The organism is Cytobacillus dafuensis, assembly GCF_007995155.1.
In the GTDB taxonomy this organism is placed as follows: domain Bacteria; phylum Bacillota; class Bacilli; order Bacillales; family Cytobacillaceae; genus Cytobacillus; species Cytobacillus dafuensis.
The window spans coordinates 2,827,948-2,842,784 of sequence record NZ_CP042593.1 but is presented as its reverse complement, the minus strand read 5'-3'; the positions used below and the strand labels follow the sequence as shown (position 1 = coordinate 2,842,784).

Genomic DNA, 14,837 nt, shown 5'->3' with positions numbered 1-14,837 from the left:
CATGAATAGGAGGAAACGAGGATGAGTCTAGATGCATTTTTGTACAATCTGCATTTTGATGTTGAAAAACTAAGCCCGCCGGACTGGGAAGTGAATTGGGATGATGCACCGTTACCTTATAAGATATATCGTGATTTGCCGGTAATTCCGTTATCTCTAGAAGTACCTCTTACACTTGAAGGATTGGAATCACCATCGACACCTGACCTTTACAGGTTCGGTCATTTTCTATGGTATGTATTCGGCCTTACCCAGTTTAACCAGTCAGTTTATACGATAGAGAATATGCCTGAGCTCATGCAGTCTTTTAGAAGGTTTGTTCCATCTGGAGGGGCGTTGTATCCAAATGAATTATACGTGTATTTGAAGCTGGAGGATTTGCCTGAAGGGGTATATCATTACGATGTGGTGCATCATGGTTTAGTGCTGCTGCGAGAAGGAAATTTCGATTCATTTATCGCCAGAGCTCTTGGAAATGGTTGTGATGTATCGTCTTGTTTTGGTACGGTGTTTGTATCAACGATGTTTTGGAAAAATTACTATAAATACAATAATTTTTCCTACCGACTGCAAGGACTGGATGCTGGTGTAGAGATTGGACAGTTACTGGAGGTATCGAAGCGATTTGGCTTCGAATCGGGAGTGTACTTCCAATTTCTTGATCGGGCTATCAACCATCTTCTTGGTCTTTCCGAAGAAAAGGAAAGTGTGTACGCTGTTATACCGCTATCTGCTGACCCTACAAACTGGTCACCTAACATAAGTGACAGGGAGGGAATGATCACTGACGCAGAATTGGGCCGAGAGTTAACAGTCATTCAGTATGATCACAAAGAACGGTCACAGAAGGTCGATAAGTGTTTGATGTTAACCAAGATGAATGAAGCGTCTATGCTGGAATCAACGCAATCGTTTCGAAATATTCCTTTCAAAGAGAATATAAGTTATGAGGGGCATGTTATAGCACTGCCTCGTGTGAAGAGGTTTCCGTATGATTTGGCATCCTTTTGTAGAGAAAGATTTTCACCAGACATGGACTTCGTGTTGGGAAATGTAAGTGTATCTCAATTAGCCACTCTTTTACAGGAGGCGACTGCCTCTTTTGCGTATCGAAATGATTTAGATGCAGCATATTCTAGAAAAGAGCTCCGTGTCTCTCTGTACTGCTGTTTGTATAATATAGAAGGCGTAGCAAACGGTGCTTATTATTATGATCCCTTAGACCATTCCTTGCGACAGATAAATCTTGGAGACCATCGACTTCAGTTGCTTGACGGGATGACTGGCCATAATGTAAATATTACTCAAGTACCAATCTGCATTCATGTGGTAGGAGATAAAGATTACTATAAATCGACATTTGGATATAGAGGATATCGCATTCAGCAAATGGAAGCGGGTATGCTTGTACAGCGATTACTAATAGCGGCGTCATCCAATGGAATGGGGGGACACCCACTCCTCGGATTTGATGCGAAAATATGTGATGAGATTTACAAGCTCGATTCACAAGAAAAAACCTGTCTCATCCAAATCCCGATTGGCCCTTATCGAGATCGGCCATGGTTACGGGGAACCCTGCTTAGTTAATATAGTTAACAGCGAAAAAAAATATTCTAAGATAGACCAATTGATAAGAGAGGAAATTATTTTGTCTCTTTTAATTGGTCTTTTTATTTGTTTAACTTAAAGCAGAGAGAAACTGTGTTTAAGAAAAGTATATAACTATTTGAGATAACAAAAATCATTTATAATTATTATTGTTAAAATAAAAAAAATTAGACATTTTCAATACTTTTCGTTTATATAACGAATATTTAATATCATATCTCTATTTGTTAACTCAATATATTTTAAAAAATGGCTGTGTTATAGCTCAGTGTTGTTAATGCTAATTTGTTGTTGATTGGAGCGGAAGGCGCGTGACTCCTGCGGGAGAAGCGAGTCAAAGGAAGACCCCGCAGGAGCGCTCTTCGACGAGGAGGCTTCCGGACCACCCGCGATCGCTAAGTGCCTGCAGCGGAAATCAACAGGGAAGCTTAACATAGCCAATAAAATGAAAGTATTTAGATTAACGCTAAAATGAGGACAAGATGGAGGAATTTATGCAAAGAAATAAAAAAATTAGAAATAGGGGTATCTCAATCGGGGCACTTAAAACAGGAAGGAATAACTGTATTACTGATGTAGAAGGGGTAAAAGTTGGTCATGTTACACTTGATCATCCATTAGAGGGAGATGAGTATGCCTGTACTGGAGTAACAGCTATCCTTCCCCACGGAGGGAACTTGTTTAGAGAAAAAGTGGTTGCAGCTAGCTATGTATTGAACGGATTTGGAAAAACAACGGGATTAGTACAGGTAAATGAATTAGGTGTGATCGAGTCTCCTATCATGCTTACGAATACTTTTGGTGTTCCAGCCGTTACTCAAGGGACATTAGAGTATATGCTTGATATCACTCCGGAGATCGGAGAAACGACTGGAACAATTAATATTGTAGTTGGAGAATGCAATGATAGCCATTTGAATTCGATTCGGCATTTTCCTGTAAAGCCAAATCATGCGAAGGAAGCAATTTCTAAAGCATCTATAAACGTATCTTCAGAAGGGGCTGTTGGAGCAGGTAAAGGAATGGTCTGCTTTGGATATAAAGGTGGAATTGGGAGTTCCTCTCGAATTATTATTGATGGAATTGAAGGGAAGGAATACACAGTAGGATGTATGGTTTTAAGCAATTTTGGATCAAAAGAAGAGTTTCCGTCCCATCGGTTTTCAGGACTTGGAACTCAAGAAACTGCGGTATCCAAAACGACTGATGGCTCTATCATCATAGTTCTTGCCACAGATGTTCCTCTCAGTGATAGGCAGATGCTAAGAGTCGCCAAGCGCTGTGGCATTGGATTAGGCCGATCCGGCAGCCATTTTAGCCATGGCAGTGGAGATATCGTAATCGCATTTTCTACAGCTCAAAAAGTTTTTCATCAAAATGAACAAGTTTTTGAAGCCTCTCAGCATATAAGAGATGATCACCCAATGATGAATCAACTATTTGCCGCTGCAGCTGAATCAACAGAAGAGGCTATTTTTAATTCGCTATCCCAAGCAGAAACAACAAGTGGGAGAAAAGGGAACATTGTCGAAGCATTGTTTCCTGAATGAAAGTTTCCATCTTTTCATTAATCTGTAAGACGAGCCGGATGTCCTATTTTCTCGTATTACATAATATGTTATAATTTTTTCTGCTTTGCATAGAAGAAAATGAATAATTGTACATATGTTATGAATGAAAGTAGGAACGCAACATGAGACTAATAAACATAGACGATTACAATCCAATTTTTATGCAGCTTGCCCGTCCTGTTTTTGATAGGCAAAGGAGAGTGCTGCTTGCTGCTGGGAGAACGATTCACCCTGTATATTTAGAACGGCTTGAATCAATAGGTGTACGCTATTTGTTAGTTGAGGATGCTCTATCTGAAGGAATATCCATGGATGAAATTGTTGATGCAACGACCTGGATTGCGGCTATTGAAATTATTCAAAAAGCTTTTCAGGATGTTGCGCAAAAAGGCAATCTACCCATAATTACATTGCAAAAGCTTGTTTCGAATCTAGTGGAAGAGGTTTCAAAGCGAAAAGCAATCATTTTATTCCCGACAACCTCACTTGCCGAGGATTTAAGAGAATATGCTCATGCGGTAAATGTTGCGCTTTTATCTTTACACCTTGCGAACAAAAAGCAGATTCCCCCTAATCAATTAAAAGATGTAGGGATGGGAGCATTGCTTCATGATATAGGGAATGCTATTAAGGTTAGTGATGCTGGGCATCCATTAGTTGGATTTAACTTCTTACGAAATATAAGAGAAATAAGCTTACTTTCTGCTCATATGGCCTATCAGCATCATGAAAAGGTAGATGGAACGGGCTTCCCACGCGGTATAGCAGAAGATCAAATTCATGAATTTGCCCAAATTTGTTCAATTGCTAATATGTATGATAATCTCTTATCAAGTCAAGAGATGCCGCCTCATGAAGTGATGGAATATATTATGACGAAAGCAGGTACTGATTTTAGTATGGAGCTTGTTCAACTATTTGTGGAAGTGGTTCCTTCCTATATCCCGGGCACAAGGGTGATAATGAATAATGGAAGAGAAGCGATCATCACAAAGATAAAAGGGAGTATGCAAAGACCATACATTCGTTTTATCGAATCTGGGGAAGAAGTTTCATTAGTATCCAACCCCACTTTATTAATAAAGGAAGTTCTTCAAAAAGGATAGGAAAAGATTCAGGGATTTGAGAATTATATCTCAAGTTGCTTACACATAATTAACATAATCGAACCTTGATTAAATGGCTGCCTATCTGCTTAGGCAGCCATTTTAATTACATGATTTATCATAGATTTTCTTATATCACGGTTTAATTTCCTATAAAATCCTTTTTTTTGAAAATGAATTGACTATGGTAAAAAAGAACTATATGATTAAAGTATAAGTTATGGGATAATTCAGAAAAACTTAATAATATCTATTAGAAAAGGCAAATTCATTGAAAAATGAAGACGCAAAGCTAAAGGGGCTAAAGTCGATTGACTATGCCAGCCAGTTACCGAAATCATTAACCATGTCATTGATTAATCGGTACAGATTAATCTTTTTTTTGTGTAAGAATGAATTTATTCCATTTCCGTCGAACAGGATAATTAATAGCCTATTTAAAATCTATTTTTGGAAGTGTTTAAAATGGCAAATATGGAAGGTATTCGCTATATATTAAGAATCTTTGACCAATTATTAAAAAAAATCGGTACAGAGAAAGATATCATTTCTAATGAAAATTATTTGGAGATCGAAAAGAATATTGAATATCCAGAGGATAGAGAGGTCATAGATTCAGTACTCTTAGAACTTCAAGTTATTAATGACCAAATAGAAAACATGAGATGGCTAAATCAGCATTATAAAATTCTTCATGAATTTGCCCAGGTTTGCAGCAAGACGCTGAATGAGGAGATCCTACTTAAAAAGGCATACGAAATGGTTTCTCAAGTAATGTCTACAGATGCCTTTTACATGGCTTTATATAATGAAGAAAAGCAGCAAATTCAATTTCTGATTATGCTGGAAAATGGAAAGATCTATCCAAATAGAACAGTAGACATGGGTGATACTTATACTTCAAAGGTTATTGAAACAAGAGAAATCATTCATTTGAAAAAAGAAGCGCAAGCCTATGAATCGAAAGCAAAATTTGGAGAGAAGGAATCAAGGTCATGTATTTTTGTACCAGTAATCATAGATGATCGTGTAAGAGGAGTTATATCATCTCAAAGCTTATCAGATTTTGCCTATCGTAAAGAACATGAGGAGCTTTTGCAAATAATTGGATCTCAAGTAATCAATTCAATTGGAACAGCTAGGCTATATAAAAAGATTTTTTTAATGTCAAGGACAGACGAATTAACAGGATTGAAAAATCACCGTGCTTTTCATGAAGATTTAACAAAGCTTATGAATGAAAAAGGTCATGAAAAAATGACTCTTATGATGATTGATTCTGATCATTTGAAGAGGATTAATGACAACTTCGGGCATGATACAGGTGATTTGTATTTAAAAAAATTAGCAAATGGGATAAAAAGTGTTTGTCATGATCATATTGTTGGCTATCGATATGCAGGAGACGAATTTATGCTGATCATCCAATCTCCATCGGATGTTGAGGCAATTTATAATAAACTCTTAGAATTTTATAGAGAACACCCCATCAAAATATCTAATAATGAAATTCTTATTTCAGTCAGTGTTGGCGTTGCAATGTATCCAGAACATGGCAGGACTGTTGATGAATTGAAGAAGTCCGTTGATCAAGTGTTATACAAAGCAAAGCAACAAGGTGGTAATCAAATTGTGATTGTGAATAAATAGTGTCAGCCAAGCGAGAAGACGCATGTTTTTTCGCTTGACTTATTGGAAAGTTAAGGACTTAGTTAAGATCCTCCCAATCAGAAAAATGGCCGCTTCCATTGCACCCTGGACAATCAAAAGAATTTCCATAAAAGGCGAATTCATTTACAGGATATGACATGAAGCCTCTTCCATAGCATTCCGGACACTTATCTACTTCTTTCATTTGAGAGACATGGTTTTCATATCTAGCTGCTCTCCATTCGTTAAAAGCTTTTACTAGCCCCATATGATTCACCTCCAAATTTTTTTTCTTATTTTCTGTAAAATGAAAGAATTTTATTCATGGGATAGAAAAAAAACTCGAGTTTGCTAGTCAAAACTTGATTGCTTTTGCCCCACTTCTATATGAACACGATTAACTTCTACGCTATTAATAATTAGTTGTGAGACAGGAAAACAGAAATCTCTTATGAGTAGTTGTATAATGTAGGAAGAATCAGGATAATTTTAGATTAAGATAGGTTAATTATTCCTAACGGAGTGATAGAAGGGAGATTTCGAATAATGAAAATATTAGGTATTTCAGGGACAATTTTGGGAGCAAAGACAGCGATTTTAGTGGAGGCTGTGATGAAAGAAATCAAAGAGAAACACCCTGAAATTGAAACTGAGCTGCTTGACTTAAGAAATATACAAATGGAATTCTGTGATGGCAGGAAACCAGAATTATATAATGATGATACAAAGAATATGATAAAAGCCGTATCTGAGGCTGATTTTTATCTTGTTGGATTTCCGATTTTCAATGGATCATTCCCAGCACCTTTGAAAAATTTATTTGATATCGTTCCACCTTCCGTTTTTCGTCATAAAGTAATGGGGTTTGTTGCAAATGGAGGGACTTATCAACATTATTTAGTCGTCGAAAATCAAATGAAGCCGATCGCAGGTTATTTCAGGTCCTTTGTAGCGCCAAGCTATGTGTATGTCAACGGAAGCCACTTTAATGAGGCGAATGAAATCGTTGATGAAGATGTATTAAAGCGCATTGAGGATTTAGCGGAGGAACTAGTTTTTATGGCAAGTGGTTTAGGCCATTTATAGAAAAGGTGAATATTTATGAGGTTAAAAGAGGTCACACTCCGTCATTTAAAAATGAGAATGAAATCCCCATTTGCAACAAGCTTTGGAACTTTTCAAGATAAAGAGTTTATTTTACTAGAGGCAAAGGATGAAAGCGGAAATTTCGGATGGGGTGAATCTGTTGCTTTTGATTCACCTTGGTATACGGAAGAAACTGTAAAAACCAATTGGCATATGCTTGAGGATTTCCTCATTCCGGCTATATTAAATAAAGAAATTCAACATCCTGATGAGGTTTCTGATATTTTTTCGTATATTCGCAAAAATAATATGGCGAAGTCAACGATTGAGGGGGCCATTTGGGATTTATATGCTCAAGAAAAAGGAATTTCCCTTGCAAAAGCACTTGGGGGGGAGAAAAACAAAATTGAAGTAGGCATCAGCATTGGCATTCAGAATACAGTTGATGATTTATTGAAATTAATTGATGAGTATGTCACTGAAGGCTATAAGCGGATGAAGGTGAAGATTAAGCCAGGCTGGGATGTAGATGTTTTGAGAGAAGTAAGAAAACACTTCCCGGATGTGCCGCTAATGGCAGATGCCAACTCAGCTTACCGACTTAAAGATATTGATCATTTAAGAAAACTGGATGAGTTTGAATTAATGATGATTGAGCAGCCATTAGCCTCTGATGATTTCATTGATCACGCAAAGCTTCAAAAAGAAATTAGTACTCCTGTTTGTTTAGATGAAAGTATACATTCATATGAGGATACTCGTTTGGCGATTGAAATAGGGAGCTGCAAAATCATCAATATTAAAATCGGACGTGTCGGCGGTTTAACGGAATCAAAAAGAATCCATAACCTCTGTCAAAAGCACAATATTCCTGTCTGGTGCGGGGGAATGCTTGAAGCTGGCATTGGAAGGGCACATAATATAGCACTCACATCATTAAGTAATTTTGTTTTACCCGGAGATACGGCAGGCTCATCACGTTATTGGGAACAGGATATTATTGACCCAGAAGTGGTTGTAAAGGATGGGTATATTAGCGTTCCAGATGTACCTGGCATTGGGTATGAACCGAATAGAGAAACGATTAAAACATTTACTGTGAATGAAAAAACCTTTTCTTAAAGGAGTATACAAGGAGAACTGAAAAATCATATAAAACAGCCCTTCTCAAGTGAGAAGGGCTGTTTTGTTGTAAGAACAATTAATGCTCTAAACGAGGTTTTATTATTTCTACCAGATATGTTTGCAGCGATCAGAGTTTGTAGTGGATTGTGTTAATCCTCTAAACGAGTTCTTCACCATTTTAACACTTATGGATCAAGGTTTTCACCCCATATTTTGTAAACCTTTTAATGAGAAGTTTTTCGATTTAGATATTTAGAAGTAATATCAGAATACTAACAACTTGTAATTTTCTTGCGTATATAACTTTTCTTCATTTTATTCATTGTATCATTTTAAACATCTATTACGCAGTATAAGGCTTTTAGGACTATTTTAGAAGATGAACGAAGGGTGATTTAAGTCTCAATATTTGTATGCTAAGGTCTATTTTTTAACAGTAAACTAAGGTTACTAATAGGCTGATACTTGCTTTGGTTTATCTTTGAAGACCTGTAAATCCATTAAAGATAACAAATGAAATATTTATAATCATATTAAAAATAAGAAAGTATAAATTTGGTAAAATGAAACTATTTGCATTTTTAGAAAAATATGTTGTTATTGAATTGCCGTTAATCTTTTTCAGTACAAGGATTTCTCTTTAAATTGAATGATATTTCAAAATAATTGTTGATGTCGGAAAAGGCTGTGCGATATGCATGCACGGTTATGTCCAGTATGAATAACATCACTGAACAGATTTCTCGCAGAAGATGAATTTTTCTGTTTTGAAAGAAGGGATCATAAATGAGCTTTGATAAGGATGTTTTTATCAAAAGGGCAGAATACACTGTTCTTTATGCCCTTTATGCCAGGTTGAAGATCTACGCTCCTATACAGGCAATGGCATGTAAAAACAAAATAGCCGAAATCCCATGGGGGGAAGAGTGGATTTGCAGCTGGGATCATCCAGATTCACAGATCAGCTTCTATCAACAAATTGAAGACATAATTGATGAACATCCAACGGCTCTTGAATCAATTTTTAGTCATCTTCATTTATTTCAGGAAGAAGCGGGCCGCCGTATGACCTATTATGAACCTGAGCAATGGGATAAACCTGTCTATTATCCTTCTGTATCCAGACCAAATCATAAGGATTTATATAAATATTGGGAGAAGATTGGTGATTCTTTTCACCGATTTTTGTCCGATGCATTACAGGCAGACAGCGAAGTAAGAATATCCCAATTTTTTGCCTGGGCTGAGCTCTGGCTGACATCTATTGCCGCGGGTGCTAAATATCCTTTTATTTCTCTTGCAGAATACTTAAAAACACTAAGTGCGATCATCATTGCATTAAGAGATCATCATACATTAAAAATTGTACTCGGCGATGTATCGGGAATCCAATCCTATTTATTTGATATTGCCCGTATCGGTACTGGAAATGTAGCAAAAAGGCTCAGGGCTAGAAGCTTTGCGCTGGGATTGCTTGCAGAATCATCGGCCCACCGTCTTTTATTGGATACGAAGATGCCGATTCACAATCTAGTACTGTCAGCAGGTGGTATATTCTATGCACTCATCCCTGGGAATGAGTCACTAGAGTGTTGGAAAAATAGCACCAATAACTATTTTTACCAACGTTTTCATGGATCCATTAGCTTAAATACAGCAGAGATGGAAGTATCTCCTTTTGAATTGTGGAGTAATTTTCCAGATGTTTTATCGAATTTGCATGAGATGTTGCAAATTGTTAAGGGACAGCCGTTCAATGTGCAAATAATGGATGAGGAAGGATGGATAGAATCATGTTTTATTCATAACAGTTTTAAGAAACATGTTCCTTGTGAAAGCTGCTATAAGTTTCCGAAACAAAGCGGTGAAGACATTTGTGAATACTGCAGCTTAGATGAAAAAATCGGTCAAATCCTGCCAAAGACTAATTATTTACTGTTTAAAAAAGGGCCTTATTCCAAGCTGAGAAATAAACGGTCCGTCGATTTGGGAAATGATATTTGTGTAGAATTAGCAGAAAGTGGATCCGATGCTGATGAGAATACTTATTTGATCCAATCGTGGAATCAATCTCCTTTATTGAAAATCGATACGCCAATCCAGGGGAAATGGATGGCAAACTTTATTCCACTGGCTTCGAAAGAAGATTGTGAAAATCTTAATTTAAAAGATTTAAATGAGGAATGTAAACTCAACAGTCCACTAACCTTCAGTCAGCTGTCAGCATTCAGTAAAGGAAAGCATTTAATTGGATATTTCAAGGCAGATGTAGATCGTTTAGGGATGCTGTTTTCAGTTGGTTTAATCAATGAAAGAAAGCAGCAATCCTTTTCCCTCATGCATATCGTTATGTTAAGCAAGCAGCTTGAACGATTCTTTTCAGGCGGAATTAACGATCTATTATGCACAAAATATAAAAGAATTTATACTGTCTTTTCCGGGGGAGATGATTTATTTTTTATCGGTCCATGGAGTGAAATTATGGAAGCCGCGAAAGAAGTTAGACAAAAGTTTTATAGTTTTGCAGGGCTGAATAAAGAAGTTTCTATTTCTGCCGGTATATCGATTGTTAAGCCTAATATGCCGCTTCCCCATGTAGCTAAAGAAGTTGAGAAGGAGTTGGAAAAAGCAAAAGAAGTTCCAAATCGGTTCCGCCGTATGAATGAGGAGCAAAGCGGACGTGATCAAATCGCTCTTTTTGATACAGTGATGACCTGGGAGGATTTCAATCTGCTTAATGGAGAAGCGATAATGATTGCCAACTGGTGGAATGAAGGGAAGATCAGTTCAGCTTTTCTCTATCAACTCGTTCATTTTAGCAGGATGTACCAGCTTTATAAAGAAAAAGGGGATACAGAAAGCTTGAAATTTATTCCAATGCTGGCTTATTCGATTCGCCGCAATATGGAAGAAGCCGGCGATATCAAAACGGATCAGCGTGTTCTGAATTGGGCAAATGCTCTTCTGCAAATAGATGATGACAAAACCGATTGGCTTTGGGGGTATATTAAGCCAATTATTCAATTAAGTGCTTTGTATCGGAGAAGGGAGGAAATGCATTGAATAAACGACCGTATTTACAAGGCGGCTATTATCAGGATGGAAAAAAGAGAAGGGAAATTTATATTGAATGGGCAAAAGATATGGCTGTTAAATTATCGCAAGGTGGGATGACAATGGCCGCACTCCGCCGATTCTATGGTCAAATTAAAGCAATTCAACCTTTAATGGTAGATGATGAGGCTTTTGAAGTACATAAAGAGAAAATATACCCGATTATTCCGCTGGCAAACTATGCAGCCAATAAAGAAGAAGGAAAGGTACCTGAAGCTTTTCGAGATTTTATCGAGAAAAACATGGAGCTTTCCCTGCAAAACAGGGCCAATTTTTTAGCATTTATTGATCATTTTCAAAGCATCGTCGCTTACTTCAAAGAACCGTCCAACACGCAAAGAGGACGCTCAACCCCTCCATCTAAAACATTTCAACACAATAAGCAAAAAAGATAGGAGTGAATCAAATGCAATTGGTTAAAATCATTCGCAAAAAGGGGATTATTCACTGTGAGACAGGACTCCGCATCGGCGGTTCCAAAGACTCCATTGAAATCGGCGGCCTGGACAATCCAATCATTCGTCATCCCATTACAGATTTGCCATATATTCCTGGTTCCTCGTTTAAAGGGAAGCTGAGGTCTCTTTTGGAAAGTGTTTACGGAAGAAAAAATGCTTTCGATGAGGCGCCAAAAAAAGGTGAACCGTGCGGATGCGGAAAATGTTATGTTTGCCGTGTATTTGGTCCTCATAAAAATACAAAACATGAACTTGGCCCAACCCGACTTATAGTCCGGGATGCGCGCTTAACAGCTGAATCAGAAGCTGAATTAAAGGAAGCACAATTGACCAAGGGGATCTTTTTTTCTGAAATAAAGACGGAAAATACAATTAATCGCGATAAGGGGATGGCCATCAATCCCCGACCTTATGAACGTGTTCCGGAGGGAACAGCGTTTGAATTAGAAATGATGATTAAAATCTATGATGTTGATAATGAGTCAGAGATTCTTCATTTCATCAAAGAAGGACTGGAATTAATGGAGCATGATTACCTCGGAAGCTCGGGTAGCCGTGGATATGGAAAAGTAAGAATTGAAACAGTTGAACAACAGGAAGTATTCTTGAAAAATTCGATTAAGGAGTGAGGAATATGGATCTTTGGGAATTTCAATTTCAATTGAAAAGCCCTTTTGTTACTCCTTGGCAAAATGATACGTTGTTTGGCCATTTGGCTTGGGCATACCGGGATATGTATGGGGCAGATGAGTTGGAAAAATGGCTGCAGGACTTTCAGTACGATCCACCATTTGTCATTTCAAACGGTTTTATCACTGGAACTTTTCCTAGGCCTTTAATCCCTCCACCGAAGAAAACAGCCGTCAAAAAGACGGAAATTATCGAACATATTCATCAAGGAAAAAGACTTAAAAGCTTGAAATATTTACATCAAGATGATTTTTTGCGTTTGATACGTGGTGAGCGTCTGCTGTTTGATCAGGAAATAGAAGGCGGTCTGAAGCAAACCGTTCAAACTTATAATACCATTGATCGCCAAACTGGAAGAAGTTTGGAGCAAAATGGACTTTATGAAATGGAATCAACGGTTTTAACGAATCGGGAGCAAACAATATCGGTTTTTTTCAGAGTCAAAGATCAGACTGCCTTTTCCCTGCTTGAAAAATTATTACACATTACATCTTTATTAGGATTCGGCAATAAAAAGTCTGTTGGATTCGGCCAATTTGAAATCGTAAATAAATTGAAACGCGATGATATCGATTGCCAAAAAGATACTGGCAATGCTGTTGTATGGCTGAGTCATGGTGTTCCTGCCCATCAGGATCCAACAGATGGATGGTATAAGCTGGAAACTAAATATGGTAAATTAGGCAGAATTTTTGAAAAAGAAGGTACCATGTTTAAAAGACCTTTAACCCGTATTATTCCTGGCGCACTTTTTCGCACGGATGAGCCTAAGCCGTATTATGGAAGAATGGTTACTCACATTTCGCCATTTTATGACCAGGTCGTTCAATATGGATTTGCATTAGGACTAACGATAAAGTTACCAGATTATTTAGCGTGTTAAAAAAGTGAATATTTCTATAATTTAGGTTTTTTATTTGGAATGTGAAGCGAGTGATGTTGTGAAAAAGAATATATTAATCTGTAATGTGGGCAACAGGGATGTACAGTTTGCTCAAGGTGAAAATGAATTTCCTAAAAACAACTTTCGTGAGGTAAGTAAGAAAATATATGGACAATATGAAGAAAAAAAAGAAAATCTGCATTTTCCTATTATTACAACAATATTATTGGATCTGACCAAAAGAATAAAGAAATTAAATATCCATGAGATTCTGCTAATTGCGACCGATCAGAACCCTCCTCACTTTTCGGATACGCTTTATTCTGCACAGCTGATCCGTAAATATTTGCTTGATACAAAAGACGATCGGAAGATATGGGGAGGCTATTTGAATCAGTTAAAAAAGCCAAAAATTATCGCAATGCAAAATAATCCTTCTAATATGGATGATATGTATAAGTTTTATAGCGAGCAGCTCCCACAGATATTAGGAGATTTGGACCAGTATCAAAACATCTTTTTTTCGATAACAGGCGGCACACCCGCCATGAATACGATGCTGATGATTCACGGGATAAATGTCGGGAAGGATAAGGCCCAAATTGTCTATGTTCCCAATAAAAGCGGCAGATCACGTAACTTGAATATTACAGGGCGTATGCTGCTGGAAAACCATTTATTAACCATAAGACAAAATATACAGCATTTTGAATATCATTCCGCTATACAATACTTAGAAAATAACCAGGAATTTTTTGCTTCCAGATTTCCGATCAAAATGCTGCAGAACTTAATATGTATTTTTAAGTATGCTTTTCTGCGGATTTCTTTTCAATTCGGTGAAGCATTGGAGTTCATCGGCCATTTTTCGGAGAGTAGGGATGATGCTTCGCTAGAGAATTTATATGATTATATTCGCGATTTGACAGAACATAATGTCGATGATCATGTGGATAAATATATGGCGGAATTATATTGGAATATCAATATGCTGTACAGCAAAGGTCAATTTATTGATGTTTGTTTACGATTATTCCGCTTTCAGGAACAATCTTTAAGAGAGTTTGTTAAACGAAAGCTTGGTGTCGTTCTCGATGAGAAAGTAATTAACCAGGAGTGGCTCAAAAATAATACTGGACTTCGAGCATATTTGGAAAAAAGCAAAATCCGCTATCAGGGTACGATCACTCGGGCAACCCTACAGGAGACGGCCAATTATTATATCCAAAATCAAGAAAGTGCCTTGAACCCTATCTTATCCAAGATTAATTTGTTTGATGAGCTATCCACCTTAAGAAACAACTGTATAGGTGCACATGGTTTTTCAGGCATTACCGAAGAGAAAATGTATGAGTTGATGCAAAATAAATTTAAGCTCGATGCCATTGAAGATTTTAAAGAAGCATTGTTCTCTACTATGAAAGAAATATATACGGCTATTTTTGAAAATGATGAATTACTTACGGAGAATCAGTATGAACAAATGAATCAGGTGATATTTAAGCAGTTAGATAAAATGAGTAAAGTTGAAGTTGAATAGGGG

At 37.2% G+C, this 14,837-nt stretch carries 12 protein-coding genes and 1 riboswitch; of the genes, 11 read left to right on the top strand and 1 reads right to left on the bottom strand.

Features of this window, described 5'->3' with window-relative positions; translation table 11 throughout:
- Nucleotides 1-21: 21 nt before the first annotated feature.
- The 4 genes from FSZ17_RS13450 to FSZ17_RS13435 all read left to right on the top strand — a co-directional run bounded on the left by FSZ17_RS13450 (nt 22) and on the right by FSZ17_RS13435 (nt 5,938).
- Complete coding sequence (locus FSZ17_RS13450) at nt 22-1,590, top strand: SagB/ThcOx family dehydrogenase (RefSeq protein ID WP_057770864.1); 1,569 nt, start codon at nt 22-24, stop codon at nt 1,588-1,590.
- Nucleotides 1,591-2,105: 515 nt separating this feature from the next.
- The gene (locus FSZ17_RS13445; protein ID WP_057771518.1) at nt 2,106-3,161 is read left to right on the top strand and encodes a DmpA family aminopeptidase; all 1,056 of its coding nucleotides are present in this window, start codon (nt 2,106-2,108) and stop codon (nt 3,159-3,161) included.
- A gap of 143 nt (nt 3,162-3,304) precedes the next feature.
- Nucleotides 3,305-4,288: an HD-GYP domain-containing protein gene (locus FSZ17_RS13440; RefSeq protein WP_057770862.1), complete on the top strand. Its 984-nt coding sequence runs from the start codon at nt 3,305-3,307 to the stop codon at nt 4,286-4,288.
- A gap of 251 nt (nt 4,289-4,539) precedes the next feature.
- A riboswitch (cyclic di-GMP riboswitch) is annotated at nt 4,540-4,624 on the top strand.
- Between the two features lie 129 nt (nt 4,625-4,753).
- Nucleotides 4,754-5,938, top strand: coding sequence for a sensor domain-containing diguanylate cyclase (locus FSZ17_RS13435; protein WP_057770860.1), 1,185 nt, complete (start codon nt 4,754-4,756; stop codon nt 5,936-5,938).
- A 58-nt stretch (nt 5,939-5,996) separates the two neighbouring features.
- Here FSZ17_RS13435 and FSZ17_RS13430 read toward each other — a convergent pair whose 3' ends face one another.
- On the bottom strand, nt 5,997-6,206 hold the full coding sequence (locus FSZ17_RS13430; protein ID WP_057770858.1) for a hypothetical protein: 210 nt from the start codon (nt 6,204-6,206) through the stop codon (nt 5,997-5,999).
- Between the two features lie 278 nt (nt 6,207-6,484).
- Here FSZ17_RS13430 and FSZ17_RS13425 point away from each other — a divergent pair, with 278 nt between their 5' ends.
- The 7 genes from FSZ17_RS13425 (at nt 6,485) to FSZ17_RS13395 (ending at nt 14,834) form a co-directional block, all read left to right on the top strand.
- Nucleotides 6,485-7,024, top strand: coding sequence for an NADPH-dependent FMN reductase (locus FSZ17_RS13425; RefSeq protein WP_057770855.1), 540 nt, complete (start codon nt 6,485-6,487; stop codon nt 7,022-7,024).
- A gap of 15 nt (nt 7,025-7,039) precedes the next feature.
- Nucleotides 7,040-8,146 (top strand): o-succinylbenzoate synthase, encoded by a 1,107-nt coding sequence (menC, locus tag FSZ17_RS13420; RefSeq protein ID WP_057770853.1) that lies wholly within the window; start codon nt 7,040-7,042, stop codon nt 8,144-8,146.
- A gap of 789 nt (nt 8,147-8,935) precedes the next feature.
- Nucleotides 8,936-11,212 carry a type III-A CRISPR-associated protein Cas10/Csm1 gene (gene cas10 / locus FSZ17_RS13415; RefSeq protein ID WP_057770851.1) on the top strand — a complete coding sequence of 759 codons (2,277 nt, stop codon included), beginning with the start codon at nt 8,936-8,938 and terminating at the stop codon, nt 11,210-11,212.
- Entirely contained in the window at nt 11,209-11,658 is a 450-nt protein-coding gene (csm2, locus tag FSZ17_RS13410; protein ID WP_057770849.1) for a type III-A CRISPR-associated protein Csm2, read from the top strand. The genes cas10 and csm2 overlap by 4 nt, the downstream gene beginning before the upstream one ends.
- A gap of 11 nt (nt 11,659-11,669) precedes the next feature.
- Nucleotides 11,670-12,350: a type III-A CRISPR-associated RAMP protein Csm3 gene (csm3, locus tag FSZ17_RS13405; protein ID WP_057770846.1), complete on the top strand. Its 681-nt coding sequence runs from the start codon at nt 11,670-11,672 to the stop codon at nt 12,348-12,350.
- A 5-nt stretch (nt 12,351-12,355) separates the two neighbouring features.
- Nucleotides 12,356-13,294 (top strand): type III-A CRISPR-associated RAMP protein Csm4, encoded by a 939-nt coding sequence (gene csm4, locus FSZ17_RS13400; RefSeq protein WP_057770844.1) that lies wholly within the window; start codon nt 12,356-12,358, stop codon nt 13,292-13,294.
- A 58-nt stretch (nt 13,295-13,352) separates the two neighbouring features.
- Nucleotides 13,353-14,834 carry a hypothetical protein gene (locus FSZ17_RS13395; protein WP_146846478.1) on the top strand — a complete coding sequence of 494 codons (1,482 nt, stop codon included), beginning with the start codon at nt 13,353-13,355 and terminating at the stop codon, nt 14,832-14,834.
- The last annotated feature ends 3 nt before the right edge of the window (nt 14,835-14,837 follow it).

Bases quoted from the DNA above. Each gene is read 5' to 3' on its own strand.
- FSZ17_RS13450 (WP_057770864.1), top strand. From the start codon at position 22: ATGAGTCTAGATGCATTTTTGTACAATCTGCATTTTGATGTTGAAAAA.
- FSZ17_RS13445 (WP_057771518.1), top strand. From the start codon at position 2,106: ATGCAAAGAAATAAAAAAATTAGAAATAGGGGTATCTCAATCGGGGCA.
- FSZ17_RS13440 (WP_057770862.1), top strand. From the start codon at position 3,305: ATGAGACTAATAAACATAGACGATTACAATCCAATTTTTATGCAGCTT.
- FSZ17_RS13435 (WP_057770860.1), top strand. From the start codon at position 4,754: ATGGCAAATATGGAAGGTATTCGCTATATATTAAGAATCTTTGACCAA.
- FSZ17_RS13430 (WP_057770858.1), bottom strand. From the start codon at position 6,206: ATGGGGCTAGTAAAAGCTTTTAACGAATGGAGAGCAGCTAGATATGAA.
- FSZ17_RS13425 (WP_057770855.1), top strand. From the start codon at position 6,485: ATGAAAATATTAGGTATTTCAGGGACAATTTTGGGAGCAAAGACAGCG.
- menC (WP_057770853.1), top strand. From the start codon at position 7,040: ATGAGGTTAAAAGAGGTCACACTCCGTCATTTAAAAATGAGAATGAAA.
- cas10 (WP_057770851.1), top strand. From the start codon at position 8,936: ATGAGCTTTGATAAGGATGTTTTTATCAAAAGGGCAGAATACACTGTT.
- csm3 (WP_057770846.1), top strand. From the start codon at position 11,670: ATGCAATTGGTTAAAATCATTCGCAAAAAGGGGATTATTCACTGTGAG.
- csm4 (WP_057770844.1), top strand. From the start codon at position 12,356: ATGGATCTTTGGGAATTTCAATTTCAATTGAAAAGCCCTTTTGTTACT.